Genomic DNA, 24,805 nt, shown 5'->3' with positions numbered 1-24,805 from the left:
CGTCGTGGAGATCAGGGACAACGTTTTCGTCGTCACCGGTGGTGGAAACGGGATCGGTCGGGAGGTCACCCTGGCGTTGCTCGCGCGTGGTGCCCGTGTCGTCGCCGTCGACCTGAGTGAAGCCGGCCTCAAGCAGACAGCCGATCGTGCCCGCGCCGGCGATCGGCTGATCACCATGCCCATCGACCTCACCGACCGCGCGGCGGTCCTGGCGCTGCCCTCGGCAGTCGTTGCCGCCCACGGACAAGTCGACGGCCTGATCAACGTCGCCGGCATCGTGCATGACTTCAAGCCGATCGCCGCACTGAGTTTCGAGGACATCGAGCGCGTCATGGCGGTCAACTTCTGGGCCACTGTCAACACCACGAAGGCCTTCTTGCCGCTGCTCGAAGCACGGCCGGCGTCGTCGCTGGTCAATGTCGGTTCGATGGGTTCGCTGGTGCCGTTCCCGGGACAGGGCGCTTACGGTGCGAGCAAGGCGGCGGTGAAGCTCTTCACCGAAGGGCTCATCGCCGAGCACCAGAGCGGTCCACTCAAAGTGACCATCGTTTTCCCGGGTGGCATCGCCACCAACATCCTGGGTAACTCCGGGGTTGACGCCAGGGGCGCCGTCGCCGATCAGGCGCAAGCGGCGGCCAAGCTCACGTCTCCTGAGGAGGCTGCGCGGCAGATCGTTGAGGCTGTCGTGACGGGGGCGCCGCGAGTCACGATCGGCAAGGACGCTCGGATGCTCGACCGCATGTCTCGTCTCATGCCCGCCCGCGCGATTCCCCTGATAGCCAAGAAGATGCGAGACCTGGTGGAATAGCGGCGCCAGGCGCCCTGTCATTCCGATGAGTGACGCAACGCCGTAAGTCCCGCCCGCTGACCAGCTGACCGGGCCCGCAATCTGTTGAACCGGCCCCGTCGCGCAGCGGCGGGGCCGACTCGCCGGGCATCGGCACCGCCGCGTAAAACTGGACGTCAGCCAGTGCGGGCGAGCGCGAAGCCCGCTGACCGCCCCCATGCGCCGGCTCTCGCACGGACACTGCAAAAAACCTGCAAGCGCTAGCCCTTGCCTTGAGGGAAACCGCTTTCCTACGATTGCGTTGCATCGATGTTTCATTTCTGGGCCGGGCGAACACATTTCGGGCAACGCCACTGTCGGCATGCCGTTTGCGCAGCGGTTCCCTCCAGTTGGCAGGGCGATGGATGAGCTACGCCCATTGATTGCCGACAATTTCAGAGCGGTCGAGAAGGCGTCGCACCGACAGGAGTGCGGTCGCGTCGACCGCCGCAGGCACGGCGAACCATTCGAATACGAAGGTGAGGCGAGATGAGACGACCAGTCGCACTGCGACTTCAGGCAGCACTGGCCACGGCAGTAGTTGGGATCGCGATCGGGGTGGGCCTGCCGACCCCGCAGGCGTCAGCGGCGGCCGACAGCGCCACCGGCTACGCCACCCAGAACGGCGGGACCACCGGCGGCGCGGGCGGGCAGACGGTACGAGCCACCACGGGGACCGCGATCCATGCGGCGCTGTGTGGTCGGGTCAGTAGCAGCACCCCGATCATCATCGAGGTCACGGGGACCATCAACCACGGCAACACCAGCAAGGTTTCGGGTTCGAGCTGCAACACCGCGGACGGCGTGATCGAGCTCAAGCAGATCAGCAACGTCACCATCATCGGGGTTGGCAGCGGAGCCGTTTTCGACCAGCTCGGCATCCACATCCGCGACTCCAGCAACATCATCATCCAGAACGTGACCGTCCGGAACGTCAAGAAGTCGGGCTCGCCGACCTCCAACGGTGGGGACGCCATCGGCATGGAGAGCACCGTCCGCAACGTTTGGGTCGATCACGTCACCCTGGAGGCATCGGGCGGGGAATCGGAGGGGTACGACGGCCTCTTCGACATGAAGGACAACACCCAGTACGTGACCCTGTCCTACAGCATCCTGCGCAACTCCGGTCGCGGCGGCCTCGTCGGGTCCAGCGAGAGCGACCTCTCGAACGGCTTCATCACGTACCACCACAACCTGTACGAGAACATCGATTCCCGTACGCCGCTGCTCCGCGGCGGCACGGCCCACATCTACAACAACCACTACGTGAGCCTCCACGAGTCCGGCATCAACTCCCGGGCCGGGGCAAAGGCCAAGGTGGAGAACAACTACTTCCGGAACTCCAAGGACGTCCTGGGTACCTTCTACACCAACGAGCGCGGCTACTGGCAGGTCAGCGGCAACACCTTCGACAACGTGACCTGGTCCAGCGCCGGCATCGAGAACTACCCCGCCGGCCCCAACCCGACGTCCAACACCACCGTCAGCATCCCGTACTCGTACAGCCTCGACGGGGCGAGCTGCGTGCCGGACGTCGTCCGGCAGACGGCGGGCGCGAACACGGGTCTGCGGGTTTCGGACGGTAGCTGCTCGCCGCAGACCCCGCCGCCCACCACGCCCCCGCCGACCACGCCCCCGCCCACCACGCCCCCGCCCACCACGCCGCCGCCGCCCAGCGGGACCAACCTCAGCCTCGGCGCCGGTGCCGACGGCTCCAGCAAGGCCAGCGGGACAAGCTATGGCAACGTGCGGGACGGCGGCATCAGCACCTACTGGTCGCCGGTCGGATCGACCGGCTCCATCTCGATCAAGTGGGGTTCCGCCACCCGGGTGTCCCGAGTGATCATCCGCGAGCCGTCGGGAACCCAGGGTTCCGTCGGGTCCTGGCAGCTCATCAACCACGACACCGGGGCCGTCCTGGCCTCCGGTGCCGGGGCGGGTTCCATCACCTTCTCCGCGACCTCACTGGTCAAGATCACCTTCAAGATCAACAGCTCGAGCAGTACGCCGCGAGTCGGTGAGTTCGAGACGTACGCCAGCTAGCAGCCGGCGCGGGACGGGGGCGGCAGATACCGCCGCTCCCGCCCCGGACATCACCATCGCGCAACCACCTCGCACGCAACGGCGTGTGGCTGCCGCGCCACCTGGGCGGCACGGCAGCCACAGGGGTGTCACCTGTTGTGCTTCTCCTGGCACGGCACGCAGAAGCGAGCATGCGGGAGAACCTCAAGCCGCTCCGCCGGGATGTTCTGGTGGCACTTCTCGCAGGCACCGTAGGTGCCATCGGAGATCCGGCTCAGGGCACCGGTGATCTGCTCGATGTTGCGGCGGGTGGCCACCAGCAGCGCGGCCCGGTTGTCGGCCTCGCTGGGGTCGCCGGTGTCCGCGTTGAGTTCGGTCAGTTCCCGCAGGCGAGCCGTCTGCGTGGCGAAGTCGTCCGCCAGGGACGCTCGCAGATCAGCCAGCCAAGTCTGGTCGACGGGATGATGATCGATGCCCATGGTCTGCCTTTCAAAAGGAACGGGAAAAAGAAAAAGGGCCGAAGCTCTATAGCTTCGCCCTGGCGGTCGTTCTGAGATGCAACGATTCCGCGGGAGGGCCTCGGCCAGTTCGCGCCGGGCTCGACAGCCGCGGTGTAGGCGCGATGTGCAGCGCACGGACAACCGGCACCCGCATGCAGGACTTTCGGCGCGCCGCCGTCGTCACGCGGACAGCGTCGAGCGCCGCCACCTCGGTGACGGCAGGCGAGCGGAACGTCACCGGCGGCATGCCTCCACCATAGGGTGGTGACTGACCTAAAGCCAACGCCTCTTGAGGGATGGTCACCGCAGCCGAGAGCGGCGCGGGGGTGGGAGCAGTCGGGTGCTCAGCCGCCGCTTGTGAGCGGGCGGCTGACGGTGGTGCCGAACGTTAGGCTCTCGCCGTGCCGGCCCTGATCGAGATCGTGTCCGTCATTGATGCCGCTCCGAGCGTGGTATTTGACCTGAAGCTCGACATGGATGTCCACGCCGCGTCCCTGCGATCCAGCCAGGAGACAGCCGTCACCAGCACCGGTCGACGCCAACTCGCGCTCGGGGACGAGGTCACCTTCCACGCCCGCCACTTCGGGCTGCGCTGGCGCATGACGAGCCGAATCACCGTCTACGAGCGTCCAGACCGCTTCGTCGACGAGCAGACGCGGGGCCCCTTTCGCCTCCTGCGACACGAGCACCAGTTCCACAACCTCAACGGCGTAGGAACCCAGATGACCGACCGCCTGTGGGTTGTCGCGCCCCTGGGACCGATGGGCACGGTTGTGACCCGTGCCCTGATTGCGCCGTACCTCCGCCGACTCTTGAGCCAGCGGGCAGCTCACATCAAGCACCTGGCGGAAGCCAGCCATTCGTAGCGCCAGAGGTACCGGCGGGCCTGGCCAGCGCCACGGCCAGGAGAAATTCGCGCGGCCGGGTGCTGGCCGGCCTGGCGGTGATGATCGTGCCGCACGGACTTTGCATGGGGGATGCAAGGATGGCGGCATGGGCAGGCCAAACGACCGGCGTGAGCCGTGAACCAGCACGAGCGGTGGCACCGGCTCCTGGACATGGTGGCGGCCGAGGGACAGCTCGACATCGAGTCCACCGCCCGTGAGCTGGGCATGAGCACGGCGACCATCCGGCGCGACTTCGACGAGCTCGCCATGCAGCAGCTGGTGACCCGCACCCGCGGCGGCGTGGTCGGCACCAGCGTCTCCTACGACCTGCCGCTGCGGTACAAGGCGGTGCGGCAGGCGTCGGAGAAGCAGCGGATCGCCACGGCCGCCGCCGCACTGATCCCAGCACGGAGCACGGTGGGGCTCAACGGAGGCACCACGACGACCGAGGTGGCACGGGCGCTCGCGCTGCGCACCGAACCGAACGGGCAGATGCCGGCGCTCACGGTGGTGACCAATGCGCTGAACATCGCCAACGAGCTCATCGTGCGGCCGCACATCCGGGTGGTGCTCACCGGCGGGACCGCCCGCCCGCGGTCGTACGAGCTGGTGGGCCGCATCGCCGAGACGATGCTCGGGTCCGTGGCGCTGGACGTGGTCGTGCTCGGGGTGGACGCGATCGACCACCAGCACGGCGCCAGCGCGCACAACGACGGCGAGGCGGCGATCAACCACGTCATGGTGACCAGCGCCGCGCGGACGATCGTGGTGGCGGACGCCTCGAAGCTGGGCCGGCGGAGCTTCAACCGGATCTGCCCGCTGGCCAACATCGACACTCTGATCACCGACAAGGCGGCGGACCCTGAGCAGGTGAGCCTCGTCGAGCAGGCCGGGGTGAAGGTGGTACAGGTCTGACCCGTCGAGATCGAGCGGTCGCAGTCCTCATCCGGGACCGCATCGCCGAGCGGCACGGTCGTGTGGCACGACCCTGTCAGTGTTCACCTCTGCAACTTTCTGCAAGCACTGCGGCGGCTCCTGCGCACCCCGTACCGGCTCGCCGACCGGCTCCGACGGCTCGCATCGCTGCACGGATCCCGTGTCCTGTCGGATATCGCAGCCGCTGAGCCCTCGTGGTCGGAACTCCGGGGCGTTCTGGGCGGACCTTGACGGCGGTACGGCCAGATCCTAAGGTCTGCAACATCCTGATTGATTCTGGCGCTTCAGTGTCACGAAAGATCGTGCGTGCTCGACTGGCCGGCATCTTCTGGGGAGGCGGATTATGAAGCGACAGGTGGGCGCGGCGCTCGTGACCGCCGAAGACCCGTCAGAGGGCCGGGAGCGGCGTGACCTGGTCATCTCGGTGTCGCTCAATCCCGCCCTGGACATCACCTACACCGTGCCCGAGCTGGTGGCGGACACGTCGCACCGGGTGACGAGCGTGGTCTCCCGTGCCGGGGGCAAGGGTCTGAACGTCGCCCGGGTGCTGCGTCAGTTGGGTGCCGAGACCCTGGTCCTGGGCCTGTCCGGCGGCGCCGTCGGCGAGCACATCGAGGCCGAGCTGGCGGCGGTCGGCGTGCCGGCGCAGTTCACCCGCCTCGGCGCGGAGACCCGCCGGACGGTGACCGTCCTCGCGCGGGGCACGGCGACGGTCCTCAACGAACCAGGCCCGCACGTCACCGAGGCGCAGTGGGCGGCGTTCCTGGACGCGTTCGCGGAGCGGGTCCGGGCGGCACGGGTGGTGGTGCTGTCCGGCAGTCGACCACCGGGTGTACCCGAGACCGCCTACGCCGATCTCGTCACCATCGCCCGGGCCGGCGGGGCCGAGGCCATCGTGGACGCGGAGGGCCCCGCGCTGCGACACGCGCTGGCTGCGGCACCAGCGCTGGCGAAACCGAACGCCCACGAGGCGGCGGACCTGCTCGGCCGCCCGGTACGTACCCGCGACGACGCCGTGGCGGTGGCGCACCGGCTCGTCCGACTCGGTGCCAGCGCGGGCGTGGTCTCCCGGGGCGCGGACGGGTTCGTGGCGGTTACCGGCGGGGTCGCGTTCAGCGCCCGCGCGCCCGAACAAGTGTCCGGCAACCCGACCGGCGCTGGCGACGCCCTGGCCGCCGTCCTTGCGTACGGGCTCATCACCCGCGCGCCGTGGCGGGACGTCCTCGCCCGAGGCGCGGCCGTCTCTGCGGCCGCCGTCGCCTGCCCGTGGGCGGGCGAGTACGACGACGACGTGGCTTCCCGGCTGCTGGACGGAACCACGGTGGAAACACTGGAAGAGCACCGCACCGAGAGAGAGCAGGAACCGTGTCGTACGTCGCCTCCGAGATAGCCTCCCAACCCGAGACTTGGCGGCGCGCCGTGGACCTGGTCGCCCAGCCGGGCGTCGCGCGGGCCCTGCCCCAGGCCGGTGAACGGGTCGCCGTCGTCGGCTGCGGCACGTCGTACTTCATGGCGCAGAGTTTCGCGGCGCTGCGAGAGTCGGCGGGCCAGGGGGAGACCGACGCCTTCGCCGCCTCGGAATTCCCCGCCGGACGGCGGTACGACCGCGTGGTCGCCATTACCCGCTCCGGCACCACCACCGAGGTGATCCGGCTGCTTGAGCAGTTGCCGCCGGGCAGTCGCTCGACCGTGATCACAACCGACGCCGACCGGCCGGTGACCCGGCTCGTGAGCGACTGCGTCGTCCTCGACTTCGCCGACGAGCAGTCGGTCGTGCAGACCCGCTTCGCCACGACCGCACTCGCCGCCTGGCGCGCCGGTCTCGGGCAGGACCTGACCGACCCGATCAGCCAGGTGCGGGCACAGCTGAGCACGCCGCTCGACCCGGCCGTGGCCGGCCGGGACCAGTTCACCTTCCTCGGCACCGGCTGGACCGTGGGGCTGGCGCACGAGGCGGCCCTCAAGCTGCGGGAGGCGGCACAGGTGTGGGCCGAGTCGTACCCGGCAATGGAGTTCCGACACGGTCCGATCAGCGTGGTCGACCACCGGTCTGTGGTCTGGATCTTCGGGCCGGTGGTCCCCGGCATCCGCGACGACCTGGCCGCCACGGGCGCGATCGTGGTGCACGAGGACGTCGACGCCATGGCGCACCTCACCACCGCGCAGCGGCTCGCGGTCGAGCTCGCGGTCCGTCGCGGCCTGCATCCGGACCGACCCCGACTGCTCACCCGGTCCGTCGTCCTGCCCGCACCGGCCGCCTGAGGAGCGCTGATGACCCTCGTCCCCACCGCCGACCTGGTGGCGGCGGCCCGCGCCGCTGGTACCGGCGTGCTGGCATTCAACGTGATCACGATCGAGTACGCCCAGGCGATCGCCGCCGCGGCGCAACGTGCCCACCGGCCCGCGATCCTGCAGATCAGCCAGAACGCGGCGCGCTACCACTCCGGCGTGTCGGCCATCGCCGCGGCGACGGCCGAGATCGCGCGGAAGTCCAGCGCGAACCTGTCACTGCATCTGGACCATGTGGACGACATCAGCCTGCTGGAGCAGGCCGCCGACACCGGTTTCAGCTCCGTGATGGTCGACGCGTCCGCGCTGCCGTACGCCGCCAACGTGGCCACCACCCGCAAGGCGACCGACTGGGCGCACGACCACCGGCTGTGGGTGGAGGCGGAACTCGGCTACGTCGGCGGTAAACCGGATGCCCCGGCGAGCGCCCACACCGTTGGCGTCCGCACCGACCCGGCCGAGGCCGCCCGGTACGTGGCTGAGACCGGCGTCGACGCGTTGGCGGTCGCGGTGGGCAGCTCGCACGCGATGGCCGACCGAACCGCCTCGCTGGATCTCGACCTGGTGGCCGCGATCCGCGACGCCGTACCCGTGCCCCTGGTCCTGCACGGTTCGTCCGGGGTGCCGCTGGAGCAGATCCGCGCCGCGGTCGGTTGCGGCATGGTGAAGATCAACGTTGGTACGGCGCTCAACGTGGCCTTCACCGACGCGGTCCGGGGCGCCCTGCCGGAATCCCGCGACCCGCGCCGGTACCTCGCCGCTGGACGGGACGCGGTGACCGGTGTTGTCGAGCGGCTGCTCACGCTCCTGCCCGCGGCACCGTAGCCGGTCGCGCCACCGCAGGGTTGCCGCGACGGCGCCCAGGGTGCCGCCCTCGTCGCCGCTCAGAAGCCCTGGTCGGACTGGGCCGACCAGGGCTTCTGGTTGTCCTGCTGAACCAATCCCGGTGTCAGGCGACGAAGCGGGTACGGCGGCGGCGGGTCACCACGAACAGGGCGGCACCCACGGCCAGCAGAGCGGCCGCGCCGGCCAGAACGATGCCGGACTGGCCCGTGATCGGCAGCGACGGGCCGTCGCCCTCCCCACCGCCACCGATGCCGCCGGCCGGGTTCACGACCAGCTTGGCCACGTCGTTGTCCGGCGTCACGTCAGGGGTCGAGGACTTCGCCGTGACGGTGCCGGTGAGTTCCCCGGCGGCGTCGACCCGCAGCCCGAAGTCCCACGTGACAGCTTGGTCCACCGCGAGCGGGTGGACGGCCGTCCGGCAGGCGTAGCCGGTGTCCGCCTTCGTGCAGCCGGCGGGCACCGTCGTCACGGTGGTGCCCGTCGGGGGAGTGAACGTGACGGTCGCGGCCGGCTCGGTGATGCCGGAGGCGTACGCGGGACCGAGGTTCTTGACGCCGAGCTTCGCGGTGACCGTGCTGCCCACGGCGGCCCGGACCTCCCCGCCGACGGCGCTCACGTCGGAGCGGTTCGTGCCCTCGACCGTGAGGATCACGTGCTGCGTGTCCAGGAAGAACGAGTCCTCGGTCTGGGCGCCCTGGGCGCGCAGCCCGGCGGGCTTCCGGACGAGGCCGAGGGTGCCCTGCGTGCCGCGGGTCGGCTTGGTGGCCCGGACCATGTCGAGGTTGTCGCGCCCGTCGATCGGGGTCGACCACGTGAAGCTGGCTCCGGCAACGCCCGGCGCCGGCACCTCCGGCCGCAGCCGCAACGGCAACTCCTCGGAGAGCACGTACTCCTGCTTCGGATCCAGCGTCGCGTCGAAGTGGCAGTACGCGGCGAAGCTGCCGTACTCGCAGTTGTCGTAGCGCTTGGGCACGGTGAACATGGCCTCGTAGAAGAAGAACAGGCCCACGCCGGTGATCGCGTTGTCCCCGGTGTTTCGCACCGTGAGCGGGTTCGTGACGGTGTCGCCCGGCTTGGCCTTCTTGGTGGTGATCGGCCCAACCTCCAGAGCGACCTTCTCGCTGATGGTCACCTTCGAGGTCTTGGTGAACGTCTGGTCTCGGCTGGTGACCTTCACGCTCACCTCGCCCTCGTCGCCGACCTTCGCTGCAGTCTCGGGCCGGAAGGTGAGCGTGGTGATACCCGCGAATAGGCTCTCCGAGGAGAGGGTGTCGAACCTGCAGGTGATGCTCGTGCCCGACTGCTCGCACGGGCTGGGGCCGTCGAACGTGAGCTTGGCCGTGGCGACGCCGGCGAGCTTCGCGGTGTCGATGGTGACCGCCACGTCGTTCAGGGTGAAGTCGGCGTCGTAGTTGTAGAGGTAGACGGACTGGGTCTTGCCAAACGAACCGGGCACCAGTGCGGTGTGGTCCAACCTGAGCTGCGTGCCCTTTGGCAACGCGACCGCGGCGACCGGTGCGACCGCGTTGGCACTGAGCACACCGATGGCGCAGGCGCCGAGCCACGCGGCGACGCGCAGCAGACGTGAACGACTCACAAGCGTTCCTCCCCCGTAGATGAACGGGAGCGATCATAGCCGTCGCGACGCGTTTCGTTGGGGCGCGATGCGGCCCCGGTGAGCAACCGGGTGCGCCGGCGCCCGGCTGGGCTATTGCAGACGCTGGTCGTCGAGGTCGAGGCGGTACCAGTTGCCGTCGTCGATGAGATGCAGGTCGGGTCCGCGGCCGGTGACCTGGGTCGCCTCGGGCATCGGGGAGCCGTCGGGCAGGACGAGCCGGTACTCGGCGACCTTGTGCAGTTGATCCTGGTCGCAACGGGCGATGACCAGCACGTCATGGTTGGGGCCGTAGCCGCCGTACATGGCTATGGTCTGGTCCGCGACAGCGAGGGCGCGTACGCCCCGGGCGATCGTGTTGTGCCAGCCGGTGACCGTGCCTGCCTGGATCCGCACGACGGGAAAGCCGGTGTAGTAGCAGGCCCAGGCGGTGTCGCCATCGACGTTGAGGGCGTAACAGTCGCTGATGGCACCCCAGGGCTCGTCGACGTGCGAGGGGTAGCGCCAATCAGGCTCCAGGTCAGGTGAGAACCGCACCAGCCCTGGCGCGCCCAGCGGGGGTGGCGATTCAGGGCCGCCCCAGCTGTAGTTGCCATAGACACCCTCGTCGAAGTAACCCATCCAGATGTGGCCGGAGCGGGAGACGCGCACGTGCTCGATGCCGTCACCGACGGTCTTCTCGGCGACAACGCGCCCATCGCCGTCGTAGATGATCGCGTTGCGATCGGGGCCGCCCGGTCGCCACCGGCAGCGCGCGGCCACGACGAGCACACGGCCGTCGGGCAGCACCTGGACAGTCGGATGAGCAAGCGGCAGATCTGAGATCCGGACACTCGTTGCCACGCCCTCCCGGTGCGCGGTGACGCGCACCGTCACCGCCTCGGACGCCCGTGGGTCGGGAAAGCTCGCCCATCCCGGCTGCGTGGTGGTCGCGGTCAGCGCGGCGACACCTTCCGGCGAGGTCGATAGCGCGATGACCTCACCGTTGGGGCCGACGGACGTGGTGACCAGCACGTCATCGGCATCGCCTGCCGTGATCACGCCATGCCGACGCACCGCCATCTCCGGCAGCGCCGCCACCTCCGCGCGTCGCTTCTTCTCCCGCTTGCGCCAGTCCTTCATGGCCACATCTGATCATCGACAACGCGACCGGTCCACCTGTTAGCGCATTCGATGCCCTCGATCTCGTTCGCGCTGGCCGCCACGACGTAGACCCCGGCTCATCATGCGGACAGCCCCTGATCGGTCATCCTCGCGTTCAGCGAAGAAGATCAAAATCAAGGGCTGTCGGCTGATCAGTACGCCTGTTCCGACGTAGCGCCAGCGAGGGTGAGCCTGCGCGATCAGTGCCTCGTCAGTGCGGGTGGACCGCACTGACGAGGCACATGATCACGGGATGGGCGCTACTTCTCGACGATCTTGATCGTCGCCGTACGGTAGTTGTTGCGCTGGTCGTTCTTCGTCGGGTCGTAGTTCTTCTCGATGTTGCCGGCGCTGTCGACCGAGAACCAGCGGAACGTCGTCGTCTCGGTCACGTGGAACACCTGCCCCGGCTCACGGAACTCGGTCGCCGCATAGCGTGGCGACTCGAGCGTGGGTCGGCTGCCGTCCGTCGTGTAGTAGATGGTGGCCGGCTCGCTGGTCTCGAAGCGCACGTCGACGGGCCCGCGGTACTTCCCGTCGCCGGGGACGAGCCGGGACGTCGGGTCCTTCTTGTCCTGGCCCCAGTCCGCCGCGACCCGGAACATCTCCATGATCCCGTTGGCGTACTCCATCGTCTCGGCGTGACCGCTGACGAGCTCGGGATTGCCCGCCCATTCTGGCTGGAACGAACCGCCCTGCCAGTCGCCGGTGCCCGGGTTGTAGACGGAGCCGCCGACCTCCCAGCCGAAGGCGTAGATCCCGTAGGTGTAGTACAGGTCCTCGCGCACATTGCCCGCGGAGGAGTAGAGGACGTCGGACGAACCGCCGACGTTCTCCGGCGTGACGACGGTTTCCCGGTGCGCCTTGACCTGCGACAGGATCCTGGCGGCCGACTGCCAGTAGAACGCCTCGTCACCCAGCGGCGGGCGCGGCGTGGTGATCCGCCCGTCCGCGATGTAGGCGCCGGGCTGCCAGAACAACTGACCGCCGTTGGAGTGCACCGACATCATGAACTTGATGTTCGAGTACTTCTCGACGAGCCAGATGATGTTCTTCGACTCGGGCTCGGACAGCTCCTCCGGCCCCTGGTAGGTGCCGCTGACGCAGTTGGTTGACCCTCCCGCGTAACCGTCGTGGCCCGACCCGACCCGGTAGTTCCGGTTCAGGTCGACGCCCCAGGAGTTCCGCTGCGCCGGATCGGCGGTCGCGTCCGGGCAGTGGTTCGTCATGTTCTTCCGCTGCGAGGCGAAGTTGTAGAAGCTGTAGTTCGCCCCGTCGGGGTTGTTGGAGAGGATGAAGAAGACGTCGGTGTTGTCGACGATCTTCTTCGTCTCCCGGTCGGACCGGTAGTTGTGCACCAGGCGCTCGGCCGACTCCAGGCTGGTCGTCGCCGGCACCCACTCGCGGGCGTGGTCCTGAGCCTGGATCAGGACACCAGGCTTCTTGCCGTCACGGTGCTTGCCGATCCGCAGGACGGGGATCGTGACCGGGCCTCGCGGCACCTCGCCCGCCGGTGCGCCGGCGCGCTTCTGGTCGAGGAAGTCGCTCAGCGCAACCGGGCCGGACGTCGGCGCGACGATGCCGGTGCCCGCGTTGGTGCGGTACGGGTGTGCCCGGTCGATGAGGCCCTGGGACTGGGCCCGCAGTGCGTCCGCCACCTGGGTGGCCGTACTCGCCGGTCCACCGGAGGCGTCCTTCGCGAGGAGGACGCGGACCGCCTTGCCTGCGACCTCCACCGCGAGCGGGAGGCTCGCGCCCGGCCGGTCCACGAACTCGACCGTGATGTCGTTGCCGCCCTCGTGACCCCACGCCGCCGAGCTGACGACGACCGCCGCCTGCCCCGTGCCGCCGATCGTGGCCTGCGCCTTGCGCTGGTAGCCGTTCGTCTGGTTCGGCAGGTAGACGATCTCGGCGATGTCCGGGTACTGGCGGGCGATCTCCTTGGCGCGGCTGTAGAGCTGCTGCGGGTGCTTGTAGCCGTCCACGAAGTCCGACTTGTAGGACGGGTTCGCGGTCAGCGGCGGCGGAGCGTCCTCGAGCCAGTTGGAGACGACGCCGGTGACGACGCCGCCGGTGGAGCTCGTCACCTGGATCTTGTCGGGGCGTGCGTCGAGCTTGAACAGGTTCCGGTGGAACATGTACTGCCCGGAGTCCACGAACCGGCTCATCGTCCGGGCGAAGCCGAACGGCGTGCCCTTGCCCGAGTCGTTCTCGAGCTGCATCCCGACGATCGGGTCTGCCTGCTGCCCCTCGGTGGTGCGCGCCTCGACGTAGAGGAAGCCCTGGCCCTTCGTGGTGAACCAGTCGGCGCGGGCGATGCGTACCGTCGCCTCGTGGTTCAACGGCTGGACCGCCCGCGAGGCAGCGCCGTTGATGCCGCCGTCGGCCTCGTCGCTCCACGCAAAGCCCACGTCGTCGCCGAGGACCTCGACGCCCATCGCCTTCAGTTCGGCGACCTGCTCGGCGGTGACCACCGCCTCGCCTTCGATGCCGGTCGGCACGCGCTTGAGGCCGTGCTCAAGGTCGAAGCCGGCGGCGACCACCTTGTCCAGCATGTCGGCGCCGGCCAGCTTGATGTGTACGAGGCGTACCTGCTCCCGATCCTCGAGTTGGGATCGTCCGGCCGTGGCTGTCGACTCCGTGGGATCCGCGCCCGCGGGCCCGGTCGCCACGAGGACGCCCGCCACCAGGGCGGGCAGCGCGAGAAGCGCGATGCGTCGTTGTATGTGTCGCATACTCCCCCTCCTTCTGCTTGCGACGTGTGATTGATGTGCTGGTCGGCCCTCGCGGAGGTCGCGCCTCCATTGAGGACAGTCTGGTGAAGCCGTCGTGCGGCGTGCCTGCGTACGACGGTGGTTGCCGTTGCGAGAAGGGTCGGGAAGGGCCGTGAGCGAGCTGAGTGCGGTGAGCGTATGTGCGTTTCGGGCGTCAGTGGCTCGCGTGCATCGAATTTGAGCATTACTTGAGCTGAGGGGGTTTCTCCGCCGCATAGACGGCCGTGAGCGCTGGCGGGGATGCTGGGGTGAGTCGGGTCGATCCGATGTGTCCGCCAGCCGGCCCCGGGGAGGGACGGCGTCACTGGAGGGTGAGGTCTGCACCATGCGCGTCGGCCAGACAGCGAGGTCTCCGTACGATTTCCGCCTGCTCGTGGTGGCACCGGACCCGGATCTGCGTGGTTCGCTCACGGCCCAGCTGAGCTTCGCGGGCTATCTGGTCACCTCTGCCGCGACCGGTGCCGCCGCGCTGCGACTGCTGGGGGAGCATCACGTCGATCTGATCGTGGTCGACGTGGAGATCCCCGATGTCCACGCCCTCGCCCGTGATCGCCCGATCCTCACCGACCGCCCCCCGGTCCTGTGCCTTGCCGCGTGCGAGTTTCTGGGGGCTCTGGTACCCGTGCTCGGCACCGAGATCCAGGACTACATCACCAAGCCGTGCCGGAGCGCGGAGTTGTTGGCCCGCGTGCAGGTGCTTCTGCGCGACAGGACCAACACGGGATCGGGGACCGTGCTGCGGCACGGTGATCTGCTGCTCGACGAGGTCGTCTGCCGGGCGTGGCGGGGTGATCGGGTGCTCGACGTGACCCCGGCGGAGTACCGGCTCCTGCGTCACCTGTTGCTCAACGCCGGCCGGGTGCTGTCGAAGGAGCAGATGGCCTGGCAGGTCTGGAGCGAATCCCGTGGGGTCAATGCCATCGAGCGGCTGGTGTCCCGACTGCGGCAGAAGGTGGACGAGACAGGGCCCCATCTGATCCACACGCACCGGGGATTCGGGTACTGGCTCGGCTCCTCCCAGTGACCTGAGTCACGTCAGGGATCTGTCAGGTTTGCGTCCAGGTTCCGTCAGCGCCCTTTGTTTGCATGGGTTGTCAGTCTTCGCGCGACGCTCCGAGGAGACCCATGTCCGAAACCGGCGTGCCCGAGTACCCGATGGCGCGTGAGGCGGCCTGCCCCTTCGCCCCCGCTGCCACCCTCCGCGCGATGACCCGGGAGAACCCGGTCGGGAAGGTGCGGATCTGGGACGACAGCACACCGTGGTTCATCACCCGGCACGCCGACCAGCGCGCTCTGCTGAACGACCCGCGGCTCAGCATCGACGAGAAGCGGCCGGGCTTTCCGCACATGACCCGCAGCCGCGCGGCGGGCGCCCCGCACTACCCCGCGCTGATCACGAACACGGACCCGCCCGAGCACACCCGCCTGCGCCGTACGGTCAACGCCCCCTTCATGGTGAAGCGGGTGGAGGCACTGCGACCGCGGATCCAGGAGGTCCTCAACTCCCTCATTGACGAGATGCTCGCCGGTCCGAATCCGGCCGACCTGGTTCAGGCGATCGGTCTGCCGGTACCCACGTTGGTCATCACCGAGATCCTCGGCGCGCCGTACAAGGATCATGAGCTCTTCCAGACCGCCAGCCACCAGCTGGTCAGTCATGAGGCGACGCCCGAGGATGCTCAGGAAGCCGCCCAGGCCCTGAGCGGGTACATCGGTGACCTGTTTCGGCGCCGGATGTCCGACCCCGGCGACGACGTGCTGTCCGAGATGGCGGGTCGGGTCAAAGCGGGGGAGATGACCCCTCAGGAAGCCATCACCATGGCCATGGCCATCCTCATCGCCGGCCACGAGACCAGCGCGAGCATGATCTCCCTGGGCACTCTCGCGCTGTTGCGGAATCCGGACCAGCTTGCCCTGCTACGGGAGAGCGACGACCCGAAGTTCGTGGCCAACGCGGTCGAGGAGCTGCTGCGCTACCTGACGATCGTGCACACCGGGATCCGGCGCATCGCCAACGAGGACATCGAGCTACGCGGCAAGGTCATCAAGGCCGGTGACGGCGTCATCTTCGATCTGTCCGGCGCGAACTGGGACGCCGAGGAGTTCCCAGACCCGGAGCGGCTGGACCTGCGGCGGCCTGCCCGTCAGCACCACGCGTTCGGTTACGGCGCCCACCAGTGCCTGGGCCAGTCGCTCGCCCGGGTGGAGTTGCAGGTCGTCTACGGCACTCTCTACAAGCGCGTCCCGACCCTGGCGCTGGCGGTGCCGTTCGAGGAGGTCGAGTTCGCTATGGAAGGCGTCGCCTACGGCCTCAGGTCCCTGCCGGTCACCTGGTGAGAGGAGCCGAGATGACGTTGCGAGTGGAGTTCGACGAACCGAAGTGCGTCGCGGCCGGGCAGTGCGCGATGGTCGCACCCGGCGTCTTCGACCAGCGCGACGAGGACGGTGTCGCGATCGTGCTCGACGACGAGCCCGGCCCGGAACAGCATGACGAGGTGCGGGAGGCCGCCGCCGTCTGCCCGGCGGCCGCGATCCGCCTGGTGGAGCAGTGAAGCACGCTGTCGTGGTGGGTGCCTCGGCAGCCGGCCTCGCCGCCGCGGAAACCCTGCGCCGCGAGGGCTACGACGGCACCCTCACCCTGATCGGTGAGGAAATCGATCCACCGTACGATCGTCCGCCGCTGTCCAAGCAGATCCTCGCCTCCGACTGGGACGCCGACCGGCTGGCCCTGCGGACCCTGGAGCAGCTGACCGCGCTGCGTCTGGACCTGCGGCTCGGTGCCCGCGCGACCGGCCTGGACCGAGCGGAACGCGTCGTGCGGCTGGCCGACGGCACCGTGATTCCCTACGACGGGCTGATCATCGCCACGGGGGTACGGCCGCGGCGGCTTCCGGGCGTGGGCGCGCACGTCCTGCGTACCCTCAGTGACGCGCTCACCCTGCGCAGGAGGCTGCGCCCCGGCATCCGGTTGGCCGTCGTCGGCGCCGGGTTCCTCGGCGCGGAGTGCGCCGCCGTGGCCCGCGGCCTCGGCTGCGACGTCGTCCTGCTCGAGCCGGCGCCGGTGCCGCTCGCCCATGCCGTCGGCGAGCAGATCGGGCGGGTCCTCTCGCAGGCGCACCGCGAACACGGCGTCGACCTGCGCACCGGCGTCGCGGTCTCGGCTGTCACCGACACCGGTGTTTTGCTGACCGGGGGAGAGCTGGTCGAAGCCGACGAGGTCCTGGTTGCGATCGGGTCGCAGCCCAACACCGAATGGCTCGACGGCAGCGGCCTGGAGATCGCCGACGGACTGGTCTGCGACCAGTACAGTGCCGCCGCGCCGGACGTCTACGGCGCCGGCGATGTCGCTCGCTGGCACAACCCGCTGTTCGGCGTGCCGATGCGCGTCGAGCACCGCACCAACGCCGCCGAGCAGGGCATGGCGGCCGCCCGGAACCTGCGGTATCCCGATGCGCGGAAGCCGTTCGCGCCGGTGCCGTACTTCTGGTCCGATCAGTACGACATGAAGATCCACGCCTACGGCCACCTGCGCGGCAGCAACGAGGTCGCCGTCGTTGACGGCGACCTCGAACAGCGACGGTTCGTGGCCGCGTACCGCAGTGGCGACCGTCTGGTCGGCGCCCTCGCCGTCGGCATGCCGCCCAAGGCCATCCGCCGGTGGCGGCAGGCCGTCGTTACCGGCACCGCCTGGAAGGACAAGTGACGGACGGTGTGGCGTCGTACGCACTCATCGGGATGTGCGTTCGATACCGCGCCGGACGAGACCGCGGACGCCGGGGAGTGTGATCGCTCGGATCGCCAGGTCGTTCATCCACACGTGGAACTGGCTGGGCGGCGCGTACTGGTGCATTCCCCGGCGCGCGAGTGCCTGTCGTTTGGTGACCTCCGGGCGCAGGCCGGCTTCCCACTCGGCCAGGGCCGCCGGGATGTTGTCGTCGTGCCGCCGCAGGGCTGCGCCGAGCTGGTCGGCGCCGGCGAGCGCGAGGGCCGCGCCGTGTCCGGCGAAGAGGGTGACGCACCAAGCCGCGTCTCCGAGCAGCACAATCCGGCCGGCGCTCCATCGGGGCATGACCACCTGGCTGACTGAGTCAAAGTAGGCATCGGCCGGATCCTTCTCAAGATGACGGATCGCATCGGGCACGCCCGCGCCCAGATCGCCGAACGTCGCGCTGAGCGCATCCACCGGTCCGCGTCTCAGGTCCGAGCCCGGGTCCGCGCATCGGTACGTGAAGAATGCCGACGACCGTTGTGGGCCCAGGTTGACGATCGCCGCGGTGCGTCCCGGACCGATGAAGGTCGTGGCGGACGACTCCGGCACGCCCGCCACCGGATGGACAAGCGGGAACGCGGCCACAACGTACGGGAGATCGACCCGGTGTCCAGAGCCGAATGCCGCCGTGCGGGTCGCGGAGTGAACACCGTCGGCACCGATCAGGAGATCGGCGTCCGCTGTCGTGCCGTCGCTCAACATCACCCGTACCCGGTCGGCGTCCTGGTCGACAGAGGCGACCGTGGTGCCGAAGCGAATGTCGGTGCGGTCGCGCACCGCTTCGTACAGGGCGGTCTCCAGGTCGCCACGGAACACCGACATGGTCCGTTTGCCGAGGGCGGCTTCGGCGATGGCGGACGGCACGGTGAACTTGGGCCGCCCGTCGGCCCGGACCAGCACGGTGGTGAACAGGCCCAGTTGCCGGTCGGACAGGGCGGGTAGGAGGCCGATGCGCTCGGCAGCGTCGTAGCCCGCCCCGAGCAGGTTCACCAGGTAGCCACTGCTCCGCCGGGCCGGAGCGCGCTCCACGACGAGCGTGTGCCACCCGTCCTGTCCGAGACGTAGGGCCATGGCCAGCCCGGCGATACCGGCGCCAACGATTACCGCGCGCTTCATCCATACTCCCAGCGCCGAGAATGAGCATCTGCTCAAACAAGTATGAGCATCTGCTCATACTGACGCAACAGCGGCTGGGGCCAACGCTTAGAATTCCGGGCATGCCACGCGGAGTCGCCATCCCCGAGCCCAGGCAGCAGTTGTTCGCTGCCGTGGAGCGGGTGATCGCGGAAGACGGACCGAGTCGACTCACCGGCCGGGCCGTGACCCGCCAGGCCGGCGTCGCCACCGGCCTGCTGTACGCGCACTTCGCGAACTTCGACGACTTCCTGGTCGGCTACGCGGTCGACCGCGCCTTCCAGATCTCCGGCGAGGTCGCCGGCCTCCCGGGGCGCGCCGGGACCGGCACGGTCACCGGGAATCTCAGCGACGCCATCCTGGCGACACCGCTGGCCATGCTGCTGGCATTGACCCGGCTGATGGCCTACCGGCCGGAACTGGCGGCAGGCGTCGAAGCGGTGCTGGGCGAAGGTAACGCCGGACTGCAGACGGTCGAGCGTGCGACCGCCGACTACCTGGCCGCCGAGCAACAACTCGGGCGGGTGCCCGCGGGGGCCGACACAGAGGCGCTGGCCTTGACGGTGGTCGGCGTGCTGCACCACGTCGCACTCACCGGCGGGACCAGCCCGACGGCGACCAACCGGATTCGCCGGGCCCTGGCCGCGCTGACCGACGGTTTCCCGGCCGTCGCCCCGTCCTGACCCCAATCCTCGCCAAGCGAGCGTCCGCATCCCCGACCTGCCGGGCTGACGGGATCGGGGTCGCTACGGTTCCCCCGCCTTCGTGCGCTCAGGGTGCATGTCGCCCGAGGTCGCTGGGCGACCAGGGAGGTTGATGCACAGCTGTCCCGGCTCAGCACCGCACACCGGGCAGGGGCGGTACGACTCGACGGGTCCCGGATCGAGGCCCCTCGCCCGGGCCGCTCGGGCAATGTCCTCGGCCGCGTGGTGCAGCTCAAGGTCCCGATGTCTCACGGCAGCCTGGTGGATTCGCTGGAGTGCGCTTCGCGCCAGCTCCCCTGGGTCGGTCATCCAACCGACCTTCCCGCTGTACTCGCCGACACACGCACCCCTCTCCCCTTCCGGCGTGCCCGCGAACGGGGAGAGTGCCTGGTCCACGGCGTGCTGCCGCCGGCAACGTCTACGCTGTGACCAGCGGCCACCGCACCATGCGACTGTCGTCCACACACACAGCCCATGCGGTGGCTGCGTTGCGCCTGTCGGCCCCGTCCAAGATCCGAACGGGCGACTGCAGTACCAGGTGCGAACGAACGCGATCCTGCGTCGGGCGAGAAGGGCGGATCATGATCGCTACGTGGTGCCGGGCGCTGACTCCCTTCCTGGCCGGGGCAGGCGGATGAGCGCAGTCGCGTTCCTCAACATCGCCATGCACGGGCACGTCAACCCGACGCTGCCGGTCGTGGCCGAGCTTGTTCGTCGCGGGCACTCCGTCACCTACCACACGATGCCCGCCCATGCCGAGGAGATCGCGGCCACCGGCGCGCGAGTGCTCCTGTACTCCGGGGCTGACGTACCGCTGTCCGGCCCGCCGATGCCGATCACGGTGATGGAGCAGCTTGCGCGCACCGCCGTACGGGTGCTGCCCGGCGTCCTCACCGATCTGCGCGGCGTCCGGCCCGATCTGATCGTGCACGACTCCCTCTGCCCGTGGGGGCCGGTGGCCGCCCGCGAACTCGACGTGCCGGCGGCGTCGTCGTTCACCACGTTCGCGTTCAACCGGCACGTGCCCAGCCCCACCCGCGGCTCCTGGGAGCTGCTCGCCGCGGCGGCGTCCAATCCCCGCCAAGCCGGGGGGTATCTGAGGTCGCGCTGGGAGCTGCGCCGCCGGTACGACAGCCGTGCGGTGCCCCTGATCGACCTGGCGAACATCCGTCAGCCGCTCAACCTGGTCTACACCTCGCGGGCGCTCCACCCCGAGGCCGACAGTTTCGACCAGTCCTACCGGTTCGTCGGGCCGAGCGTCGGTGCCCGCCCAGCCGACTCGTCGTTCCCGGTCGATCGGCTGCGGGACCCGGTGCTGTACGCCTCAATGGGCACGGTGTTCGGGGCCGGCCCGCAGCTGCTGCGCACCTTCGTCGAGGCGCTCGCCCCGCTGGGTGGCACCGTGATCGTCTCCACCGGACAGACCGATCCCGCCGCGCTCGGTCCGCTGCCGGCCAATGTGATCGCCCAGCGCTCCGTACCGCAGCCGGAGGTGCTGGCCCGCGCAGCGCTGTTCATCACCCACGGCGGGGTGAACAGCGTCAACGAGGCCCTGTACGCCGGCGTCCCGATGCTGGTGGTTCCGCAGGGCGCGGACCAACTGATGGTCGCTTCCCGCATCGTCGAGCTCGACGCCGGCCTCTCGATCCGCACCGAGGACGTCAACGTGGAGGTCGTGCGCGCCCTCGCCCGGCGCCTGCTCGACGAGCCGCGATTCCGGGCCGCCGCACGCACCCTGCAGGTCGCCCAGCGTGAGGCAGGGGGCTCTTCGCGCGCCGCCGACGAACTTGAGCGCTATGTGCAGCAGACCGGCCCGGTCACTCAGCCGGCCTCTGCCGAGCTGCCACCGCAGGGCTGACCGGTGTCCCCCGTCGTCGCCATCCTGCTGCTGCTCGCCGGGCTGTCCGAGGCCGCCGGGCGTCTCCTGCCCGTGGTCGCACGGCTGCCCAGCGTGTCGCGTACCAGGGTGGTCGGGTTGATGCTGGCCGGCGCCCTGGTCGACGGCGCGGTGTTCGCGCTCTGGCCGCTGTCCGCGTGGACCCTTGCCGAGCTGGCACTGCCCACCTCATCGTCCGACGAGGCCGCGCTGGTCTGGACACCAGGCATGGCTGCCCCGCTGCTGCTGGCCGCAATCCTCGCGTTCCCGCTGCTCGGGCCGCTGCTGCACCTGGTGCTCATGGTGGGAGTGGGGGCCGGCCTCGCCGCCGCGCTCGCCACGGTGGCCGGCCTCGGCTGGTGGGATGCCGCCGGCTGCGTGGCCATCGCGGGAATCGGGCTCGGCGTCGCCGTCGAGGGCGTCCGTCGCCTGGTCGTGAGGCTCAACACGAGAAGAGCACCGGAGCCACGTACATGATCGAGTTTGCGCTCCTGCTGCTGCTCGGCGGGATCGGCCCGGTGCTGCTCGCCGAAGCTCTGCTCGCCCGCTATGAGGTGCTGGCCTATGCCGCCGGCTGGCGAACTCCCACCACCGCGCTGCCCAAGGGCATGCCCTACGCCCGGGGCGCGGACCCGGACCGCCCTCCGGACGCCTACCTGGTCTATCTGGACGGTATCGGGAAACGCCGCTTCCACGACACCCGAGACGGTGGCCGACTGGTCAAGTCCCTGATCGCCCGAGCGCCGGAGCTCAGGGTGCTGGGCCAGGTGCAGCCCTACTCTCCGCTGGCCGATCCGTTGGCCGACCGTCCGGTGTGGACCTGGCTACGCCGCCACATCGGGCTGGTGCTGTTCCTGCACAACGTGGTGCAGATCTTCGTCGCCGCCGACCGCCGGTACCGTCCCCTGTACAACCGCGCCGTCGGCTCGCAGATCGCCACGCAGCTCCGGTTCGCCGGCTACCAGCATGACAGCGGTATCCCCGTGGTACTGCTCTGTTACAGCGGCGGCGCCCAGGTCGCCACCGGCGCGGTCGACGAACTGTGGTCCCAGCTGCGCTGCCCGCTCTGGCTGATCACTCTCGGCGGGTTCCACAACGGCGCCAACGACATCACCCACGCCGAGCACCTCTGCCGGCTCACCAGTGCCGGCGACCGGATTGAGCGAGTAGGCACCTGGATGTTCCCGCAGCGGTGGCGGCTGTTCCGCTGGAGCGGCTGGAACCGGGCTGACCGCGCGGGAAAGATCACGGTGCACCGGCTCGACCCGGCGACCCACGTCGGGCCGCACAGCTACATCAGTCCGGAGGTCGGGCTACCCGATGGCCGCAGTTACCTCGACCGGACCACCGACACCGTGATCACGCTGATCCGGGAGCGCCTGGCCGCGACTGCGGAGACCGACCGCCCGCTGCCATGAACGGCTTGACCATGGCGCACGGCCGGGACCAGTCGTCGCCGCGCTGTGCGTCGGGGGATGGAAGCCGCCCTGGCCCCACATCGCGAGGATGCGTTCGGCCAGGGCGGCGATCAGCTGGTGGGTCAGCGACGACCTTCCACGTTCAGTTCGGCGACCGCGGCGTACTTGTGCCCGGTCTGTTCGCTTAGGGCCACCAACCGGACGTACCTCGCCGTCACCGCGGGGAAGACCGCGCGCTGAGGTGCGAGCGACGTGGTGAAGCGGCTGGTGGCGAGGGGCGCTTCCCATGTCGTGCCGTCGAGGCTGGTGTAGATCTCGTAGTCCGCGACCTGCTCGTTGGCGCTGTTCTGCCGGCGGGTGTACTGGAGTCCACTGATCCGGTGTGCTCCACCCAGGTCGAGGGTGATCCGGTGCGGATAGCCGGGAGCATCGGCGCGGGACCATTCGGTGTGCCAGAACGTCGCGTCGCTGCCGTCGAGCACGTTGCGCGCTCGCCCGTCTTCGCTGGCGGTCTCTTCGCTGTCGACGTCGGCGATGCTCATTCGGGCCTGGTCGAGCAGCCCCACTGTGACGGTGAACGACGTCGACGTCTTGCCCACGGAGGTACGTAGTGTTGCTGTCACCGGGTAACGACCGGGAGCTGTGTCACGGGGAACCTTGATGGTCACCTTGCCCTTGGTCTGATGTCCGGGCCGGAGGGGCGTGACGGAGCCCCGCATCTGCCAGTCCGAGGGCGCCTGCAGTTCGAGGCGGGGCTTCGGTACGGCGATTCCGGACTGGTTCGTGACGGTGACCGGCACGGTAATCCGCTGGCCTGGGTCGATGGCGACATCCGGAATGGCGACGTTGGCGCAGATACCGTCCAGCCACGCGAGGTTGAAGTTGGCGTATCTGATGCCGTTGGCGGGCTCGTACAGCAGGCCGTAGGTGCCGTCGGGCAGTGCGGTGAGGGTTGAGTAGGACATCGCGCCGGGTTGGAAGACCTTCGAGACCGGCCAGGTCTGGCCGTCGTCGCAGGACATCCGGATCGTGCCCTGACTGCGCGAGGTCTGGTTGGCGGCGTTGGAGAAGAGCAGGATCTTGGCCTGAGCGGAGCCGGCCGGGGCGTCGGGGAAGGCCCGGATGATCGAGGCGTTGTTCGTCGGGTCGGGGAGTTCGCGGTCGACCGTCACCGGGCCGTAGCTGTGCCCGCCGTCGGTGGAGATGGTCACCTTGCGGTAGCCGCTGCGGGCCGAGTCGCGGCTGTTGAGCATGACGCGGCCGTCGGAGAGTTCCACGGTCTTGTTCTCGTCCATGCCGACTCCGACGGCTTCGCCGGCCCGCCAGGTCGTTCCGTGGTCGTCGCTGTACACGCTCACCGACTGGAAGGCTCCGGCGGCGTTGATGATCGTGTACTGCTGGATGAGTCGACCGGCGTGCGGTCCGTAGCGGAGTTGGATGCCTTCGCCGGAGGCGGCGAAGCGGCTGCGCCAGCCCGGGTCCGGGGTGATGTCGGCCGTGATGGTCCGCTCCGACCAGGTCCGGCCGCCGTCCGCCGAGGTGGCGACGTTGGCGTGGAGCACGTTGGGGTCTGCGGGGTCGGTGCCGGGTCGGCTGCCGCTGAAGCCCTGTTTCTGGGAGTAGACGTGGAAGTTGAAGATGGTCCCGGTCTCACGGTCGACGAGGTAGCTCGGATCGGAGAACCCCTTGATCGGGGCCGTGGTCTGGCCGGCGCTGACGACCTGTTGCTCGCCCCAGGTCCTGCCGCCGTCGGTGCTGCGGCGCTGGAGGATCGAGTTGGGACCGGGTGCGTCGATGCCGGTGGGGCGGCCGTCGTAGGAGGCCAGCAGGTCACCGTCGGGCGTCACGGTCAGGGCTGGGATGCGGTAGTTGGGAAAACCACCCGCTCCGTTGACCGCCAGATCCTGCTCCGTGTAGAGGGGCGGGACGGGGGCGGCCTGTGCGGGGGCGGCGCCGGTGAGCGTGGCTGCTGCTATCGCTGGTACTAACAGCAGGCTGGCGGCTCGGCGCGGGTGGCGGCGGAGGTGCGGATTCACGGTCAAGGGACATCCTTCCGCGGATTCCAA

21 protein-coding genes are annotated in these 24,805 nt (G+C 69.3%); 15 read left to right on the top strand and 6 right to left on the bottom strand.

All coding sequences use genetic code 11. The features are described 5' to 3' along the window. Positions 1-4 precede the first annotated feature (4 nt). Together ABZV00_RS09670 and ABZV00_RS09665 are read left to right on the top strand one after the other, a co-directional pair. Positions 5-808 (top strand): SDR family oxidoreductase, encoded by an 804-nt coding sequence (locus ABZV00_RS09670; RefSeq protein WP_355603554.1) that lies wholly within the window; start codon positions 5-7, stop codon positions 806-808. Between the two features lie 507 nt (positions 809-1,315). Beyond that, the gene (locus ABZV00_RS09665; RefSeq protein WP_355603552.1) at positions 1,316-2,869 is read left to right on the top strand and encodes a polysaccharide lyase family 1 protein; all 1,554 of its coding nucleotides are present in this window, start codon (positions 1,316-1,318) and stop codon (positions 2,867-2,869) included. 128 nt (positions 2,870-2,997) lie between these two features. On the opposite strand, the gene ABZV00_RS09660 is transcribed toward ABZV00_RS09665, so the two are convergent. Continuing rightward, complete coding sequence (locus tag ABZV00_RS09660) at positions 2,998-3,327, bottom strand: TraR/DksA C4-type zinc finger protein (protein ID WP_355603549.1); 330 nt, start codon at positions 3,325-3,327, stop codon at positions 2,998-3,000. 422 nt (positions 3,328-3,749) lie between these two features. Here ABZV00_RS09660 and ABZV00_RS09655 point away from each other — a divergent pair, with 422 nt between their 5' ends. The 5 genes from ABZV00_RS09655 to ABZV00_RS09635 all read left to right on the top strand — a co-directional run bounded on the left by ABZV00_RS09655 (position 3,750) and on the right by ABZV00_RS09635 (position 8,285). Continuing rightward, positions 3,750-4,214 (top strand): SRPBCC family protein, encoded by a 465-nt coding sequence (locus tag ABZV00_RS09655; RefSeq protein ID WP_355603547.1) that lies wholly within the window; start codon positions 3,750-3,752, stop codon positions 4,212-4,214. A 156-nt stretch (positions 4,215-4,370) separates the two neighbouring features. After that, positions 4,371-5,150, top strand: coding sequence for a DeoR/GlpR family DNA-binding transcription regulator (locus tag ABZV00_RS09650; protein WP_355603544.1), 780 nt, complete (start codon positions 4,371-4,373; stop codon positions 5,148-5,150). 364 nt (positions 5,151-5,514) lie between these two features. After that, entirely contained in the window at positions 5,515-6,561 is a 1,047-nt protein-coding gene (locus ABZV00_RS09645) for a hexose kinase (RefSeq protein WP_355603541.1), read from the top strand. After that, the gene (locus tag ABZV00_RS09640; RefSeq protein ID WP_355603539.1) at positions 6,537-7,433 is read left to right on the top strand and encodes an SIS domain-containing protein; all 897 of its coding nucleotides are present in this window, start codon (positions 6,537-6,539) and stop codon (positions 7,431-7,433) included. Before ABZV00_RS09645 ends, ABZV00_RS09640 begins: the two co-directional genes overlap by 25 nt. A 9-nt stretch (positions 7,434-7,442) precedes the next feature. Further along, the gene (locus tag ABZV00_RS09635; RefSeq protein WP_355603538.1) at positions 7,443-8,285 is read left to right on the top strand and encodes a class II fructose-bisphosphate aldolase; all 843 of its coding nucleotides are present in this window, start codon (positions 7,443-7,445) and stop codon (positions 8,283-8,285) included. A 124-nt stretch (positions 8,286-8,409) separates the two neighbouring features. Here the strand turns inward: ABZV00_RS09635 and ABZV00_RS09630 are convergent, their stop codons facing one another. The 3 genes from ABZV00_RS09630 to ABZV00_RS09620 form a co-directional block, all read right to left on the bottom strand. Beyond that, positions 8,410-9,903, bottom strand: coding sequence for an LPXTG cell wall anchor domain-containing protein (locus tag ABZV00_RS09630; protein ID WP_355603535.1), 1,494 nt, complete (start codon positions 9,901-9,903; stop codon positions 8,410-8,412). Between the two features lie 111 nt (positions 9,904-10,014). Continuing rightward, positions 10,015-11,001: a hypothetical protein gene (locus ABZV00_RS09625; RefSeq protein WP_355603532.1), complete on the bottom strand. Its 987-nt coding sequence runs from the start codon at positions 10,999-11,001 to the stop codon at positions 10,015-10,017. 323 nt (positions 11,002-11,324) lie between these two features. Further along, a complete protein-coding gene (locus ABZV00_RS09620) occupies positions 11,325-13,799 on the bottom strand; it encodes a M14 family metallopeptidase (protein WP_355603529.1) in 2,475 nt (824 codons plus the stop codon). A gap of 364 nt (positions 13,800-14,163) precedes the next feature. On the opposite strand from ABZV00_RS09620, the gene ABZV00_RS09615 reads away from it, so the two are divergent. The 4 genes from ABZV00_RS09615 to ABZV00_RS09600 all read left to right on the top strand — a co-directional run bounded on the left by ABZV00_RS09615 (position 14,164) and on the right by ABZV00_RS09600 (position 17,541). After that, positions 14,164-14,862: a response regulator transcription factor gene (locus tag ABZV00_RS09615; RefSeq protein WP_355603526.1), complete on the top strand. Its 699-nt coding sequence runs from the start codon at positions 14,164-14,166 to the stop codon at positions 14,860-14,862. Between the two features lie 101 nt (positions 14,863-14,963). Continuing rightward, positions 14,964-16,175, top strand: coding sequence for a cytochrome P450 (locus ABZV00_RS09610; protein WP_355603523.1), 1,212 nt, complete (start codon positions 14,964-14,966; stop codon positions 16,173-16,175). An 11-nt stretch (positions 16,176-16,186) separates the two neighbouring features. Beyond that, positions 16,187-16,390 (top strand): ferredoxin, encoded by a 204-nt coding sequence (locus ABZV00_RS09605; protein WP_355603520.1) that lies wholly within the window; start codon positions 16,187-16,189, stop codon positions 16,388-16,390. After that, positions 16,387-17,541 carry an FAD-dependent oxidoreductase gene (locus ABZV00_RS09600; protein WP_355603518.1) on the top strand — a complete coding sequence of 385 codons (1,155 nt, stop codon included), beginning with the start codon at positions 16,387-16,389 and terminating at the stop codon, positions 17,539-17,541. Before ABZV00_RS09605 ends, ABZV00_RS09600 begins: the two co-directional genes overlap by 4 nt. 24 nt (positions 17,542-17,565) lie before the next feature. Here ABZV00_RS09600 and ABZV00_RS09595 read toward each other — a convergent pair whose 3' ends face one another. Further along, complete coding sequence (locus ABZV00_RS09595; protein ID WP_355603515.1) at positions 17,566-18,723, bottom strand: FAD-dependent monooxygenase; 1,158 nt, start codon at positions 18,721-18,723, stop codon at positions 17,566-17,568. Positions 18,724-18,824: 101 nt separating this feature from the next. Between ABZV00_RS09595 and ABZV00_RS09590 the strand changes: the two genes are divergently transcribed. The 4 genes from ABZV00_RS09590 to ABZV00_RS09575 all read left to right on the top strand — a co-directional run bounded on the left by ABZV00_RS09590 (position 18,825) and on the right by ABZV00_RS09575 (position 22,739). Continuing rightward, complete coding sequence (locus ABZV00_RS09590) at positions 18,825-19,424, top strand: TetR/AcrR family transcriptional regulator (protein WP_355603512.1); 600 nt, start codon at positions 18,825-18,827, stop codon at positions 19,422-19,424. Positions 19,425-20,079: 655 nt separating this feature from the next. Beyond that, positions 20,080-21,303: a macrolide family glycosyltransferase gene (locus ABZV00_RS09585; RefSeq protein WP_355603509.1), complete on the top strand. Its 1,224-nt coding sequence runs from the start codon at positions 20,080-20,082 to the stop codon at positions 21,301-21,303. A 3-nt stretch (positions 21,304-21,306) separates the two neighbouring features. Next, positions 21,307-21,798 carry a hypothetical protein gene (locus tag ABZV00_RS09580; RefSeq protein ID WP_355603507.1) on the top strand — a complete coding sequence of 164 codons (492 nt, stop codon included), beginning with the start codon at positions 21,307-21,309 and terminating at the stop codon, positions 21,796-21,798. Next, positions 21,795-22,739 carry a hypothetical protein gene (locus tag ABZV00_RS09575; RefSeq protein WP_355603504.1) on the top strand — a complete coding sequence of 315 codons (945 nt, stop codon included), beginning with the start codon at positions 21,795-21,797 and terminating at the stop codon, positions 22,737-22,739. Before ABZV00_RS09580 ends, ABZV00_RS09575 begins: the two co-directional genes overlap by 4 nt. 122 nt (positions 22,740-22,861) lie before the next feature. Here the strand turns inward: ABZV00_RS09575 and ABZV00_RS09570 are convergent, their stop codons facing one another. Beyond that, positions 22,862-24,775, bottom strand: a complete 1,914-nt coding sequence (locus tag ABZV00_RS09570; protein WP_355603737.1) for a discoidin domain-containing protein — start codon at positions 24,773-24,775, stop codon at positions 22,862-22,864. Positions 24,776-24,805: the final 30 nt, after the last annotated feature.

It is taken from the genome of Micromonospora sp. NPDC005173, from assembly GCF_040608515.1.
In the GTDB taxonomy this organism is placed as follows: domain Bacteria; phylum Actinomycetota; class Actinomycetes; order Mycobacteriales; family Micromonosporaceae; genus Micromonospora.
Note: the sequence above shows the minus strand (reverse complement) of the source record. Positions and strands in the feature narration are given on the sequence as shown.